Annotated in this window: 12 protein-coding genes and 3 pseudogenes; 6 read left to right on the top strand and 9 right to left on the bottom strand. The window is 75.9% G+C overall.

Features of this window, described 5'->3' with window-relative positions:
* A pseudogene (locus AB0G13_RS11000) lies at nt 1-419 on the bottom strand (hypothetical protein); the annotation flags it as partial.
* Nucleotides 420-724: 305 nt separating this feature from the next.
* Here AB0G13_RS11000 and AB0G13_RS11005 point away from each other — a divergent pair.
* Genes AB0G13_RS11005 through AB0G13_RS11015 form a run of 3 tightly spaced genes read left to right on the top strand, consistent with a single transcriptional unit; the run spans nt 725 to nt 3,862 of the window.
* Nucleotides 725-1,084, top strand: a complete 360-nt coding sequence (locus tag AB0G13_RS11005) for a YraN family protein (protein ID WP_357872108.1) — start codon at nt 725-727, stop codon at nt 1,082-1,084.
* A 52-nt stretch (nt 1,085-1,136) separates the two neighbouring features.
* A complete protein-coding gene (locus AB0G13_RS11010; RefSeq protein ID WP_357872111.1) occupies nt 1,137-2,657 on the top strand; it encodes a YifB family Mg chelatase-like AAA ATPase in 1,521 nt (506 codons plus the stop codon).
* Nucleotides 2,654-3,862 (top strand): DNA-processing protein DprA, encoded by a 1,209-nt coding sequence (locus tag AB0G13_RS11015; protein ID WP_357872113.1) that lies wholly within the window; start codon nt 2,654-2,656, stop codon nt 3,860-3,862. Before AB0G13_RS11010 ends, AB0G13_RS11015 begins: the two co-directional genes overlap by 4 nt.
* 6 nt (nt 3,863-3,868) lie before the next feature.
* On the opposite strand, the gene AB0G13_RS11020 is transcribed toward AB0G13_RS11015, so the two are convergent.
* A complete protein-coding gene (locus AB0G13_RS11020; protein ID WP_357872116.1) occupies nt 3,869-4,204 on the bottom strand; it encodes a hypothetical protein in 336 nt (111 codons plus the stop codon).
* Nucleotides 4,205-4,691: 487 nt separating this feature from the next.
* Here AB0G13_RS11020 and AB0G13_RS11025 point away from each other — a divergent pair, with 487 nt between their 5' ends.
* A complete protein-coding gene (locus tag AB0G13_RS11025) occupies nt 4,692-5,786 on the top strand; it encodes a tyrosine recombinase XerC (RefSeq protein WP_357872189.1) in 1,095 nt (364 codons plus the stop codon).
* Nucleotides 5,787-6,063: 277 nt separating this feature from the next.
* Here the strand turns inward: AB0G13_RS11025 and AB0G13_RS11030 are convergent, their stop codons facing one another.
* Complete coding sequence (locus AB0G13_RS11030; RefSeq protein WP_357872119.1) at nt 6,064-6,648, bottom strand: GNAT family N-acetyltransferase; 585 nt, start codon at nt 6,646-6,648, stop codon at nt 6,064-6,066.
* Between the two features lie 146 nt (nt 6,649-6,794).
* Here AB0G13_RS11030 and AB0G13_RS11035 point away from each other — a divergent pair, with 146 nt between their 5' ends.
* Nucleotides 6,795-7,976, top strand: coding sequence for an aminotransferase class V-fold PLP-dependent enzyme (locus AB0G13_RS11035; RefSeq protein WP_357872122.1), 1,182 nt, complete (start codon nt 6,795-6,797; stop codon nt 7,974-7,976).
* 234 nt (nt 7,977-8,210) lie between these two features.
* Here the strand turns inward: AB0G13_RS11035 and AB0G13_RS11040 are convergent.
* Nucleotides 8,211-8,918 (bottom strand): annotated as a pseudogene (locus AB0G13_RS11040) (peptidoglycan DD-metalloendopeptidase family protein); the annotation flags it as partial.
* Between the two features lie 312 nt (nt 8,919-9,230).
* Here AB0G13_RS11040 and AB0G13_RS11045 point away from each other — a divergent pair.
* Nucleotides 9,231-10,337: a sulfite oxidase gene (locus tag AB0G13_RS11045; protein WP_357872125.1), complete on the top strand. Its 1,107-nt coding sequence runs from the start codon at nt 9,231-9,233 to the stop codon at nt 10,335-10,337.
* A gap of 106 nt (nt 10,338-10,443) precedes the next feature.
* Here the strand turns inward: AB0G13_RS11045 and AB0G13_RS11050 are convergent, their stop codons facing one another.
* The 5 genes and pseudogenes from AB0G13_RS11050 to lepB (AB0G13_RS11070) all read right to left on the bottom strand — a co-directional run bounded on the left by AB0G13_RS11050 (nt 10,444) and on the right by lepB (AB0G13_RS11070) (nt 13,617).
* A complete protein-coding gene (locus AB0G13_RS11050) occupies nt 10,444-10,767 on the bottom strand; it encodes a DUF2469 domain-containing protein (protein ID WP_007075222.1) in 324 nt (107 codons plus the stop codon).
* A complete protein-coding gene (locus AB0G13_RS11055; RefSeq protein WP_357872128.1) occupies nt 10,764-11,576 on the bottom strand; it encodes a ribonuclease HII in 813 nt (270 codons plus the stop codon). Before AB0G13_RS11055 ends, AB0G13_RS11050 begins: the two co-directional genes overlap by 4 nt.
* Complete coding sequence (locus AB0G13_RS11060) at nt 11,570-12,064, bottom strand: NUDIX domain-containing protein (RefSeq protein WP_357872131.1); 495 nt, start codon at nt 12,062-12,064, stop codon at nt 11,570-11,572. Before AB0G13_RS11060 ends, AB0G13_RS11055 begins: the two co-directional genes overlap by 7 nt.
* Before the next feature lie 48 nt (nt 12,065-12,112).
* Nucleotides 12,113-12,733 (bottom strand): signal peptidase I, encoded by a 621-nt coding sequence (lepB, locus tag AB0G13_RS11065; RefSeq protein WP_357872134.1) that lies wholly within the window; start codon nt 12,731-12,733, stop codon nt 12,113-12,115.
* A 9-nt stretch (nt 12,734-12,742) separates the two neighbouring features.
* Nucleotides 12,743-13,617 (bottom strand): annotated as a pseudogene (gene lepB / locus AB0G13_RS11070) (signal peptidase I).
* Nucleotides 13,618-13,696: the final 79 nt, after the last annotated feature.

Below are 13,696 nucleotides of genomic sequence, written 5' to 3' on the forward strand. Positions count from 1 at the left end.
ACGGCGAACCGGCCGGAGTCCTCCGGTCCCGTGACGGCGAACCGGCCGGAGTCCTCCGGTCCCGTGACGGCGAACCGGCCGGAGTCCTCCGGTCCGGCGAGGCGGCCCCGGTCGGCCTCGACCGCCCCGAAGCGCCCGGAGTCGGGCTCGACGGACCCGAAGCGTCCCGAGTCGGGCTCCGTCGACGGGCCGAAGCGTCCTGCTTCGCCGCGCCGGGTCCCCACGGGATCGCCGTAGCGGCCGTCCTCCGCGGCCCGGCGCGGCCCGGGGGCGCTCAGGTCGTCGTCCCGGTACCGGGTGTCGGCCGGGCCGCGCCAGTCCGCCTCCCCGTAGCCGCTCTCACGGTCACGGTCGCGGTCGCGGTCGGCCGGATACCAGCGCGACTCCTGATCTTCGACAAAGTTCCGTCGTCCGTCCACGTCCGGCACCGTATGCGACCGGCTCCACGGACGCCATTCGCCCCCTGGACGCCCGCGTGCACCGGGTCACCACGCGGCGACGGGCGGGCCGGTCCGGCTGTGTGGCGCAGCGGGCGGTTCGTCGCGGCGGTGCATGCGCGGTTCGTGCCGGCGGTGCAGTGCGCGGTTCGTGGGGGCGGTTCGCCGGCGCCGACCGTATAGCACGCCGAGGGCATGATCGTCCGTTCGTCCACAGCGCGTCCGCCGTCCACAGCTTCCGCGGCGCGGGGCGGCGGCTCCCCGTCCGTCGGGTGCACCGTGCCGGCATGACGAAGCGGAACCAGGCGGTCGGCGCGTACGGCGAGCGGTGCGCCGTCCGGCACCTGATCGGGGCGGGACTGCGCCCGGTGGCCCGGAACTGGCGCTGCCCGGCCGGGGAGATCGACATCATCGCGTGGGACGGGCCGGTGCTCGCCTTCTGCGAGGTGAAGACCCGCCGCACCGACGAGTTCGGTCCGCCGGCGGAGGCGGTCGTACCGGCCAAGGCCCGCCGGCTGCGCGGGCTCGCCGCCCGTTGGCTCGCCGACACCGGCACCACCGCCGACGAGGTGCGTTTCGACGTCGTCTCGGTACGCCTCACCGGCACCGGCGCCGCCCGGGTCGAGCACCTCAAGGGGGCGTTCTGATGGGCGGGCCCGACCGGACGGAGTCCGGCGGCACGGGCCGGCGGGCGGCGTCGTGAGCTACGCGAAGGTGCTCTGCGTGGGCCTGGTCGGCGTCACCGGGCATTTGGTGGAGGTCGAGGCCGACCTGGCGGCCGGCCTGCCGGCGGTGGTGATCTCGGGGCTGCCGGACACCGCTCTGCACGAGGCCCGGGACCGGGTCCGCGCGGCCGTGGTCAACTCCGGTCAGCGGTGGCCCAACCGGCGGATCACCCTCAACCTGCTGCCGGCCGACCTGCCGAAGTTCGGCTCCGCGTTCGACCTGGCGATCGCGGCGGCCTTGCTGGGCGGCTCCGGCGAGCTGCCGCTGCTGCCGCTCGAACACGTGGTGGTCCTGGGCGAGCTGGGCCTCGACGGCACGGTCCGCCCGGTGCGCGGCGTGCTGCCGATGGTCGCCGCGGCAGCCCGGGCCGGCGTCGGGAAGGTGATCGTCCCGGCCGGCAACGCCGCTGAGGCGGCGGTCGTCCCCGGGGTCCGGGTCCGGGCGGTCGACACGCTGCACCGGTTGGTCAGCTTCATCCGCGACGGCTCGCCCCTGATCGAGCCGGAGCCGGACGGCCCGCCGCCGGCCGGCGGTGGGCCCGACCTGGCCGAGGTCGCCGGGCAGGGGCTGGGCCGAAGGGCGCTGGAGGTGGCCGCGGCGGGTGGGCACCACCTGGCGCTGGTCGGGCCGCCGGGAGCCGGCAAGACCATGCTCGCCGAGCGCCTTCCGTCGATCCTGCCGGAGCTGGACGACGAGGCCGCGCTGGAGGTCACCGCGCTGCACTCGATCGCCGGGCTGCTGCCGCCGGGCGGCCGGTTGCTGCGCCGCCCGCCGTTCCAGGCGCCGCACCACACGGCGACGGTGCCGTCGCTGGTCGGCGGCGGTTCCGGGCTGGCCCGTCCCGGCGCGGTCTCGCTCGCCCACCGGGGCGTGCTCTTCCTCGACGAGGCGCCCGAGTTCAGCCGGGGCGCGCTGGAGGCGCTGCGCCAGCCGCTGGAGAACGGCCGGGTCCGGCTGGCCCGCAGCCGGGGCGGCGCCGAATACCCGGCCCGTACGCAGCTGGTACTGGCGGCCAACCCGTGCCCGTGCGCCAAGCCGGCCGGGGACGCGTACTGCGAATGCCCGCCGCAGGCCCGGCGGCGCTACCTGAGCCGGCTCTCCGGGCCGTTGCTGGACCGGATCGACGTGCAGGTGCGGCTGCCGCCCGTCCGGGCGGCCGAGCTGATGGCGACCACCGTCGACAGCGAGGCCTCCGCCACCGTTGCCGCGCGGGTGGCGGAGGCCCGCCGGGCGGCGGCCGCGCGCTGGGCGGTGCTCGGCCACCGGCTCAACGCCGAGATACCCGGCCCGTACCTGCGCCGCCCGCCCTGGCGCTTGCCCGGGCCGGACACGGCAGAGCTGCGGGCCCGGCTGGACTCCGGATCGCTGTCGGCCCGGGGCTTCGACCGGATCATCCGCCTGGCCTGGACGATCGCGGATCTGGACGGTCGGGACCGCCCCGATCGGGAGGACGTCCGGGAGGCCATCCAATTGAGGACGGGGGACACGACGTGAGCACCGACGACGAGACGCTGGCCAGGGTGGCGCTCACCTGGCTCGCCGAGCCGGGCACCTGGTCGGTGCACCGGCTGGTCGACCGGCTGGGCCCGGTGGCGGCGCTCGACCTGCTGCTCGACGGGGGCGCGCCGGAGGAGACGCTGCGCAACACCGTGGCGGCCCGTTGCGCGGCCGGCGACGCCAGGGCCGTCGCGGCCGAGGCGCTGGCCCGCACGGACCGGCTCGGCGCCCGGATCGTCGTCCCCGACGACGACGAGTGGCCCGTACGGACCGACGACCTGCGCCGGCTCCGGCTGCCCGGCGCCTACCGGCGGGTCGACGTCGAGACCGCTCCCCCGCTCTGCTTCTGGGTACGCGGCTCGTGGCCGCTCGGGGAGGCGTTCGACCGCTCCGTCGCGGTCGTCGGTGCCCGCGCCGCCACCGGGTACGGCACGCACGTCGCCACGGAACTCGGCTACGGGCTGGCCGACCGGGACTGGACCGTCGTCTCGGGCGGCGCCTTCGGCATCGACGCCGCGGCCCACCGGGGCGCGCTCAACGCCGGTGGCCGCACCGTGGCGGTGCTCGCCTGCGGCGTGGACCGCCCGTACCCGATGGGCAACGCGGCGCTGTTCGACCGGATCGCCGAGACCGGGCTGCTGGTCAGCGAGTGGATGCCGGGCGCCGATCCGCTCCGGCCCCGGTTCCTCATCCGCAACCGGGTGATCGCGGCGGGCACCCTCGGCACGGTGCTGGTCGAGGCGGCTGCCCGCAGCGGCGCCACGCAGACCACCCATCGGGCGCTCGCCCTGGACAAACCCAGCATGGTGGTGCCCGGCCCGGTCACGTCGGCGATGTCCGTCGGCGCCCACGAGACGCTGCGGGACCATCCGAGGGCCCGGCTGGTGACCGGCGTCGCGCAGGTGCTGGAGGAGGTCGGCCGGATCGGCGACCTGGCACCCGTACCGCGCGGCCCGCAGCGGCCGGTCGACCTGCTCGACGACGACGCGCGGGCCGTCGTCGAGGCGTTGCCCCGTCGGGGGGCGGTGGGCGTGGACGTCCTCGCCGCGCGGGCCGGGCTGCCCGTCCGTACCGCGCTGCGGAAGCTGTCGATGCTCGAGGAGCTGACGCTGGTGCTCCGCCGCGACGACGGGTACGCCCTCGCGCCGCCGCCGGCCAGGAGCGCGACCACCGCGCGACCGGCGACGCCGGAGGAACCGTGAGCCCGGTCAGTCACCCTCGAAGCGGATCTCCATCGCGCGGTCCTGTCGGCAACGCCGCGCCAGCCGGTCCAGCTGGCGCACGTGCGTCATTTCCGGCGTCGACCGGGCCACCTCGGCGAGGCAGCGCACCTCGGCGAGGAGCTGCGGCGCCTGGCCGGCGGGGACCACCAGCTCGCCGACCGGATCCACCCGGTCGAGCAGTGGGGTACGCCCGCCGCCCCGGACCCGCCTGACGAGATTCAGCAGCACGTCGTCGGGATCGGGCAGCACCTCGGCCGGCACGACGCGGCGCCGGCCGGAGCCCGCCCCGACCGCCCGGTAGAGGACGACGTCCACCCCCATGTCCGGCCCCCTTCGTCGAGCCTGGTCCCGTCGCGCGGCGACCACGACCAGGGCCCACCTCCGCTGGTACGACCAGTCTGCTCGCACCGGCCGGCGCAATCCATCACCCGGACCACGCGCCCGTCACCGGACCACCCGCTGAGCCGGCTCGGCCGGTCGGCTCTCGGCGGCCCGGCTGCACGGCGGCCCGGTGCCCTGCCGGAGCCGCCGGCCGACCGTAGGCTGGTCGTGTGCCGCCCGAGGATCCGCCGCCCACCGCCGCCACGGCCTCGCCCCGCACGACCGCACCCGCAGCTCGGTCCAACGGGGCGGGGACGCGCCCGCGAGGGACGCCGGCCGCCCGGGCTCGGCGGCCGGCGGGTCTGCGCCGCCACGAACGCGCGGGTGGTTGCGGGGGAGCCGCCGTGAGGTGGGTGGTTGCGAGGGAGTCGTGGTGAGGCGGGAGGCGAACGGCACCCGGGCGATCCACGCGGCCCTCCCACCGGCGATGCGGGAGGCGGTGGACGACTTCGCCGGGCACCTGGCCGGTGTGCGCAACCGGTCCGCCCACACGGTCCGGGCGTACGTCGGTGACGTGGTGTCCCTGTTGGACCACGCCCACCGGATGGGCTGCGCCGAACTACCGGAGCTGGACCTCGCCGTGCTGCGCAGTTGGCTGGCGAAGCAGCGGACGATGGGGACCGCCCGGACGTCACTCGCCCGCCGGGCCGCCTCGGCGCGGACGTTCAGCGCCTGGGCGCACCGCTGCGGACTGCTCCCCGCCGACGTGGCCGGCGCCCTGGCCAGCCCGCGCGCCCACCGGGACCTGCCGACCGTGCTGCGCGCCGACCAGGCGGCCGCCCTGGTCGAGGCGCCGGGCCGGCTCGCCCCGGGCGTGCCGCCACCCGCCGAGAGCGACTTCCGGCCATCGTCGTCCGGTCAGGGCGACTCCCGACCGACGCCGTCCGCCGAGGACGGCTCCCGGGCCACGCCGTCCGTGGCCGGTGACTCCCGACCGACGTCGCCTCCCGAGGACGGCTCACGGCCGACGTCGCCAGGGTCGTCGGATCCGTCCCGGGCGGCCGACGGGGTCGCCGAGGCGGTGCTGCTGCGGGACCGGGCGCTGCTGGAGCTGCTCTACGGCACGGGGGTACGGATCAGCGAGGCGTGCGGCCTCGACGTCGCCGACGTCGACCACGCGCGCCGGGTCGTGCGGGTGTTCGGCAAGGGCGGCCGGGAACGCGCCGTCCCGTACGGGGTGCCGGCGCAGCGGGCGCTCGACGAGTGGCTGTGCCACGGCCGGCCGGCACTGGCCGCACCGCACTCCCGCGACGCGCTGCTGCTCGGCGCCCGCGGCGGACGGCTCAACCCGACGACGGCACGGCGGGTCGTCAGCGGGTACGCGGACGCCGCCGGCCTGCCTCCGGTCAGCCCGCACGGGCTGCGGCACTCGGCGGCCACCCACCTGCTCGAGGGCGGCGCCGACCTGCGGGCGGTGCAGGAGCTGCTGGGCCACTCGTCCCTGGCGAGCACCCAGATCTACACCCACGTCTCCGTGGAGCGGCTCCGCGCCGCCTACCGCCAGGCCCACCCCCGCGCCTGAGCCCAGCCGTCCCGGCCGCCCCGCGCCCGGGTTCCCCGCCTGCGGCCGGGGCTGCCTCCACGCCCGCGCACCGCCCCGGCCGGTCGCGAGCCGATTCCGAGCAGCCGGACCCGACCAGCCCGGGCACGACCGACCGGGACCGGCCGGCCCAGGCACGACGGACCAGCACCGACCAGCCCGGCACGACGGGCAGGCTGGCCTCCGACCAGGACGGGCAGCATGGCCCAGGACCGACCAGCCCAGGCAGGACGGGCGGCCCGGCAGGACGGACCGACGGTCAGGATCGGCGCGGCGACGAGCCCGGCCCGTCGGGGGCCGAGCCCCGGAGCACGACGTGCGGCTCCCGCCCGAGGTCCAGGCACATCCGCACGTCGTCGTAGCGTTCGTCGCCCACCTCGATGACGTTCGGCAGCCGCCCCCACTCGCGGAAGCCGAGGCGCTCGTAGAGCTCGATGGCACCGTGGTTGTTGCCGCGCACGCCCAGCGCGAGGGTCTCGATGCCGGCCTTGCGGGCGTCGTCGACCAGCGCGCCGGTGACGAGGCGACCGATCCCGCGGCCACGGGCGGCGGGGTGTGCGGTGATCTTCTCCAGGTCGGCGTAGTGGGCGAAGATCGGCTTCGGACCGCGCCGCCACGTCCCGGTGCCCACCACCCGGTCGTCCAGCACGGCGAGGACCAGCGCGGCGTCGCCGGCCTCGACCAGACCGAGTACCCCGTCCAGCCAGGCGTCGGTCTCGGCGCGGCCGGGCGGGACCGCGTACCCGATCGCACCGCCGCGCTCGGCGACCGCGTGCAGCACCCGGTGCACCTCGGCACGGAGCTGCCGGTCGGCCGCGGTCGGCCAGCGCAGTTCGACGTCCATGACCAGCGATTCTCCGGGATCGAGGAGGGTCGACCGACACGGGCACCCGACGCGACGCGCCCCGGACGGGCGCCCGGCGGCGGTGCCCGACGGACCGTACCCGGCGGAACGGCGGCGGGACATCGACCGGTCGCTACGATCATCGGGTGAGCCTCCCGCAGCCGCCCGAGCCGATTGCGGCAGCCCGCCTGCTCTTCTCGCTCGACCCGGCGGTCAGCCACCTGAACCACGGTTCGTTCGGCGCGGTGCCGATCGCCGTGCAGCGGTCCCAGCAGCGGCTGCGCGACGAGATGGAGGCCAATCCGCTGCGCTTCTTCACGCAGGGCCTGGTCGACCGGATCACCCACACCCGCCGGCACCTGGCCGGCTTCCTGGGCGCCGACCCGGACGGCACCGCGCTGGTCCCGAACGCCACCACCGGCGTGGCCGTGGTGCTCCAGTCGCTCGGCCTGCGCCCCGGCGACGAGGTGCTCACCACCGACCACGGCTACGGCGCGGTCGGCCTCTCCATCGCCCGGGAGTGCCGGCGTACGGGGGCGGTCACCCGGGCGTTGCCCGTCCCGTTGGCCGCCTCGGACGAGGAGATCCTCCAGATCGTCCGCGCCGGGCTGCGCCCCGGCCGGACCCGGCTGCTCGTCGTGGACCAGCTCACCTCGGCCACCGCCCGGCTCTTCCCCGTCGCCGCGATCGTCGGCGTGGCCCGGGAGCATGGGATACCGGTCCTCGTCGACGCCGCGCACGCCCCGGGCATGCTTCCGACGCCGGTGGGCGACGTCGGCGCCGACTTCTGGGTGGGCAACCTGCACAAGTGGGCGTACGCGCCGCGCGGCACCGCCGTGCTGGTGGTCGCCCCGACGTGGCGGGAGCGGATCGAACCGCTGGTCGTCTCCTGGGAGCAGGAGTCGGGGTTCCCCGGCCGGGTCGAGTGGGCGGCGACGCAGGACTACACGGGCTGGCTGGCCGCGCCGGTGGGCCTGTTCACGCTGCGCAGCCTCGGCGTCGACCGGGTACGCGGGCACAACGCCGCGCTGGCGGCGTACGGCCAGCGGGTGCTGGGGGACGCGCTCGGGGTGGCCCCCGCCGACCTGCCGGACCCCGGCGGACCCGGGATCGCCATGCGGATCGTCCCGCTGCCGGCGGGCCTGGCCACCACGCTCGACGCGGCGCGGGCGCTGCGGGAACGCATCGCCGAGCGGCTCGCCACCGAGGTCGCGGTCATGGCCTGGAACGGGCGGGGCTGGCTGCGGCTCTGTGCCCAGGTCTACAACACCCCGGACGAGTACGAACGGCTCGCGGTGCGGCTCCCCCCGCTGCTCGCCCAGCGCTGAGGTGCGAGGAAGGGCCCCTTCCTGACGTTCCGCCGTGCAGGAAGGGCCCTCCTGACCGGCAACCCCACCACCGCAGTTCCCCACCTTCACCGTCAGACGGACGAGCGGCCCGGACGAGCGGCGCGGACCAACAACGCGGACGAACGGCCCCGACGAGCGGCGCGGACGAACGGCGCCCCTGGTCGGCGCGCTGGCGAACGGCGCGCGGGCGGATGGGGTCGGCCCGGGGTCGACGCCGTCGAGTGGCAGCAGCCGCACGGGTCCCAGGCCGAGCAGGGCCAGCGGATCCAGGTAGTCGGCGCCGCGCCGCAGCCCCCAGTGCAGGCAGGCGGGAGCGGGGCAGCCCGGATGGCCCGCGAGCAGGGCGCCCAACGGTGTTCCGGCGGCCAGGCGGTCGCCGGGGCGCACCGCCGGCGACACCGGCTCGTGGGTGGTCCGCAGTCCGTCGGCGTGCCCGACCGTGACGACGGGCCGGCCGGCCACCAGGCCGGCGAAGAGCACCGTGCCGGCACCGGCGGCCCGCACGGTCGCGCCCGGCGCGGCGGCCAGGTCGACGCCCCGGTGTCCGGGCAGCCACGGCCGTGGCGGTGGGTCGAACCGGCGGACCGGGCGCGGGACGCCGTCGAGCGGCCACCGGAACCGCGTCGCCCGGAACGCCGCAGCCCAGGACGCGACGGCCCTGAACGACGGGACCCCGGACGACGGAACTCCGGACGGCGCGGCCCAGGGCGGCACGGCCCCGGGCGATCCGGCCCCAGGCGACCCGGCCCCGGGCACCACGACGCCGGGCGGCCCCGCCCCGGACGTCGACGCGGCGGCACTTTCGACGGCGGGCGGCCGGAGCGCCGCCGGCACCGGCGAGGGGACGGGCGCGGCGGCCGGCCCCAGGGACAGCAGGGCGGCGCAGAGCACGGCAGCGCCGGTACGCGTGGCTGGTCGCATGGGGCGCAGCCTGCCCGGCGGGCGTTCGCCACCGCCACCCGCGACGCCCCACTCCTGTGGACGGAGGGTGTCCTGTGGACGGACGCCCGGAAGGCGATTCGATCTGCTACGGGGCCGGCGGCCGACCCACGACGCCGCGACGCCGCGACGCCACGACGCCACGACGCCACGAGGCAGCGAGGCCACGAGGCCACCACCGCCGACTGGCGGCCCGCCGTCGGACGGGCCCGAGGGCGGCGGCCGGCGACGGCGAGGCCTAGGCTGGGTCGGACGAACGGCGGAGCCGCCGCCGTCCGGCCCGGGGAGGCCTCGATGACCACCGTGGACGGCGTCAGCGGGCCCTCCCGCGTGGCGGAGCCCGGCGAGGGGATCACCGCCGAGGAGTTGCAGCTCGCCGCCCGCAACCACGGCATCCCGCTGGAGGCTCTGCGCTACGACGTGACCCCGGCCGGCCTGCACTACCTGCTCATCCACTACGACATCCCGGACCTCGACCCGGCCACGCACGCGCTGACCGTGGCCGGCGCGGTGGAGCGGCCGCTGACCCTCGACCTCGCCGCGCTGCGCGAGCGGCCCCGGGTCACCCGCCGCGTGACGCTGGAGTGCGCCGGCAACGGGCGCGCCCTGCTGCACCCCAGGCCGGTGAGCCAGCCGTGGCTGGTGGAGGCGGTCGGCAACGCGGAGTGGACCGGCACCCCGCTGGCGCCGCTGCTGCGCGAGGCGGGGATCGCCGCCGACGCCGTGGACGTCGTGTTCACGGGCGCCGACCACGGCGTGGAACGCGGCGTCGAGCAGGACTACCAGCGGGCGCTGCCGGCCGCCGACGCGCTGCGCGAGGAGGTGCTGCTGGCGTACGAGATGAACGGCGCTCCGCTACTGCCGCAGCACGGCGCCCCGCTGCGGCTGATCGTGCCCGGCTGGTACGGCATGGCGCACGTCAAGTGGCTGCGCGCGATCGACGTACGCACCGAGGCGTTCGACGGCTACCAGAACGCGGTCGCCTACCGGCTGCGGCGGGACGCGGACGACCCCGGGGTGCCGGTGACCCGGATCGAGCCGCGGGCGCTGGTCCGGCCGCCCGGCTTCCCCGACTTCATGTCCCGCACCCGCGTGCTGCGGCCCGGTCCGTGCACGCTGGACGGTCGCGCCTGGTCCGGTCACGCCCCCGTCGTCTCGGTGGAGGTGACCACCGACGGCGGGGCCAGTTGGCAACCGGCCTTCCTGGACGAGCAGGCCGGCGGGGAGTTCGCCTGGCGCCGGTGGCGCTACGAGTGGACGGCCTCGCCGGGCAGGCACGTCCTCGGGGCCCGTGCCACCGACGCCTCCGGCCGCTGCCAGCCGGCCGAGCAGCCGTGGAACCGGGGCGGTTTCGCCAACAACCTCGTCCAGCGGGTCGAGGTCGTGGTGCTGTCGGCATGAGGCCGGGTGCCGTCGAGGAGGGCGACGAGGGCCTCGCGGCGGTGGGGGCGCCGACGGGGCCGTACGCCGGGCGTCGCGGACGAGCGGGCGGCGGACGGGCGGTGGATCAGCCGCCGAAGCCGGAGTCGGCGGGCAGCGAGATGTCGGGCTTCTCCAGCTCCTCGACGTTGACGTCCTTGAAGGTCATCACCCGGACGTTCTTCACGAACCGCGCCGGACGGTACATGTCCCACACCCAGGCGTCGTGCATCTCGACCTCGAAGTAGACCTCGCCGTCGGAGTTGCGCACGTGCAGGTCGACCTGGTTGGCCAGGTAGAACCGACGCTCCGTCTCCACCACGTAGGAGAACTGGCGGACAATGTCGCGGTACTCCCGGTAGAGCTGCAGCTCCATCTCGGTCTCGTACTTCTCGAGGTCTTCCGCGCTCATCGCACTCCGCCTTCCATGACCACATCTTCCCCCACCGACGCCGGAGGCTGAGGCTGCTCGCCCAACGCCACGCCGACGGTACCCCCTGGCGGGCAGGAGCGCTCCATCGGCTCGTCCCGCCTCGCGTCCGCCGGCCGACGCGACCGGGGCGGGGCGCCGTCGCGACCGGACACCGTCGCCACGTTGACGTACGAGAACCGGTGCTCCCGACACGGCCCCCGGTCCCGCAGCGCCGCAGTGTGTTCCGCGGTGATGTAACCCTTGTGCTCGGCGAACCCGTAGCCCGGGAACGCCCCGTCCAACTCGACCATGATCCGGTCCCGGGTGACCTTGGCGAGCACGCTCGCCGCCGCGACGCAGGCGGCCACCCGGTCGCCCTTCCACACCGCCAGCCCCGGCACGTCGAGGCCGTCCACTCCGAAGCCGTCGGTCAGCACGTAGTCGGGGCGGGTCGTCAGCGACGCCAGCGCGCGACGCATCGCGGCCAGGTTGCACACGTGCAGGCCCCGCTCGTCGACCTCCTCGGCCGGAATGACCACCACGGCGTACGCCAGCGCGCGGGCCACGACCTCGTCGTGGATCCGCTCCCGGCTGGCGGGGGTGAGCAGCTTGGAGTCGGCCAGCCCGTCGATCTCGCCGCGGCGGCCCTCGGGCAGGATCGCGGCGGCGGCGACCAGCGGCCCGGCGCAGGCGCCGCGACCCGCCTCGTCGGCCCCGGCGACGTGCCGGAAGCCGCGCCTCTGCAACGCGCGCTCCAGCGCGTAGAGCCCGCCCTCGCGGCGCACGACCGTGCGCGGCGGCGTCAGCACGGCGCGCCCTCCCCGGCCGTCGGCGCCGCCGAGGTGGCCAGCGCCCGGGCCAGCACCGCCGGCAGGTCCGGCGGGTAGTAGCGCTCCCCGCTGGCGACCAGTTCGTCCGGCTGCCACCACCGGTGCGCGGCGACGCTGGCCCGCTCGATTGCGTTGAAGCCCGCGGTGTCGACCTCGTGACTCGTCACCCGCACCAGGAAGAACTCCTGTTCCTGCCGGTACCACACCCCGTCGAAGGGGAACTCCGTGACGTCGCGGTGCACGGGCGCGCCGAACGCCGGGGCCGGCAGGCGAAGCCCGGTCTCCTCGGCCAACTCCCGCGCGGCGCACTCGGGGTAGGTCTCCCCCGGGTCCAGGCCGCCGCCGGGGGTGAACCACCAGCGGCCGTGCTCGGGGCGGGCCGGATCGGAGCCGCTGAAGAGCAGCACCCGACCCGCCGCGTCGACGAGCAGGACGCGCGCCGCACGCCGGGGGGTGTAGACGGTCACCGCACCAGCCTGCCAGACGCCGCCGACAACGCACACGCCCGGCGACCCCTACGGCTCGGGGATGGCCTCGTACTGCTCCGGGACGCTCAGCCAGGTGGCCCGGCCGACGGGCCAGAAGACGGTGAAGGCCCGCCCCACGACGTCGCCCTCGGGGATGGTGGCGACGGTGATGTTCTGACCGGACTGCTGCCAGTGCTCCAGCGAGTCGCCCGACGCCTCGCGGTGGTCGCCCATCACCCAGAGCCGGCCCTTCGGGACGGTGATGTCGAACTCCTCGGCGGTCTTGTCCCCCGGGAAGATGTAGGGCTCCTCCAGCGACTTGCCGTTGATCACCAGCCGCTCCTGCGCGTCGCAGCAGACCACGTGGTCGCCGCCCACGCCGATGACGCGCTTGATGAAGTCCTCGCCGTCGGGGTTGGCGCTCCACTCCAGGGGGGCCTTGAAGACGATCACCTCGCCCCGGTGCGGGGACCGGAAGTCGTAGACCAGCTTGTTGACCAGCACCCGATCGTCGATCTGGAGGGTGTTCTCCATCGACGGGGAGGGGATGAAGAAGGTCTGCAGCACGAAGGCGCGCACCAGCACCGCGACCAGGATCGCCACACCCAGGAGGATGGGCAGCTCCTTCCAGAAGGAGCTGCGCGGCTTGTCGGTCTGCTCGTCAATCACGGCAAGAGCCTACGTTGCCCGGCCGGACGCCACCGTCCGGAACGCGCGAGAACGGCGAGCGCGGCAGCGATCGGGACGAACAGCACCAGGCCACCCTCCGGGGTGGAGCGGACCGGGGGCGGAGCGCCGGTGGAGGCACCCGGCGGGCCGGCGACGTCGTCGAAGGTCGCGGGCACCGACAGTGCGCTCCAGCGCGACGACGGCCAGACCACCGTGAACGCCCGGCCCACCACGTTCTCGATCGGCACCGGCCCCTGGCAACGGGCGTCCTGCGAGACCATGCGGTGGTCGCCCATGACGAAGATCTGCCCGGGCGGGACCACGACCTCCTCGAAGCGCCGGGACCGGCACTCGCGGGCGTTGGGCGGGATGTCGAGCGGCGAGTCCCGCAGGACGTACGACGACTCGTCGAGCGGCGTGCCGTTGACCAGCACCCGCCCCTCGGCGTCGCAGCACTTCACCCGGTCGCCGGGCAGGCCGATGACCCGCTTGATGAAGTCCTTCTCGCCGGGGCGGCTGACGCCGACGAGGTCGCCGACGGTCCGGCTGAGCTTGCCCGCGAACCCGGGCTCCGGCCCCTCGTCGACCTGCGAGGCCCACCGGTCGGTGCCCCGGAAGACGACCACCTCGCCCCGCACCGGGTCGCGCACGTCGTAGACGACCTTGTTGACCAGGACCCGGTCGCCGACGAGGAGGGTGTCCTCCATCGAGCCGGACGGGATGAAGAACGCCTGGAGCAGGAAGGTGCGGATCAGCACCGCGAGGCAGAACGCGACGACGAGCAGCAGCGGCAGCTCCTGCCAGAGGGGCATCTGACGGCGGGGCCGGCGGGCCCGACGGCGCCACGGGTCGACGGCGCCGTCCTCGTCAAGCGTCTGCACCACGCCACTCTCCGGTCAGCAGAAATGACACTACCGCCCGGGAACCCTGTCGGGGCTCCCCGGGCGGTAGTGGCCGTCGCTC

The organism is Micromonospora sp. NPDC023633, assembly GCF_040640035.1.
Lineage (GTDB): Bacteria > Actinomycetota > Actinomycetes > Mycobacteriales > Micromonosporaceae > Micromonospora.

Coding starts and splice junctions, on each gene's coding strand:
- AB0G13_RS11050 (WP_007075222.1), bottom strand. CDS start 10,767: ATGAGCGCGGAAGACCTCGAGAAGTACGAGACCGAGATGGAGCTGCAG.
- AB0G13_RS11005 (WP_357872108.1), top strand. CDS start 725: ATGACGAAGCGGAACCAGGCGGTCGGCGCGTACGGCGAGCGGTGCGCC.
- AB0G13_RS11025 (WP_357872189.1), top strand. CDS start 4,692: ATGCGGGAGGCGGTGGACGACTTCGCCGGGCACCTGGCCGGTGTGCGC.
- AB0G13_RS11020 (WP_357872116.1), bottom strand. CDS start 4,204: ATGGGGGTGGACGTCGTCCTCTACCGGGCGGTCGGGGCGGGCTCCGGC.
- AB0G13_RS11030 (WP_357872119.1), bottom strand. CDS start 6,648: ATGGACGTCGAACTGCGCTGGCCGACCGCGGCCGACCGGCAGCTCCGT.
- AB0G13_RS11045 (WP_357872125.1), top strand. CDS start 9,231: ATGACCACCGTGGACGGCGTCAGCGGGCCCTCCCGCGTGGCGGAGCCC.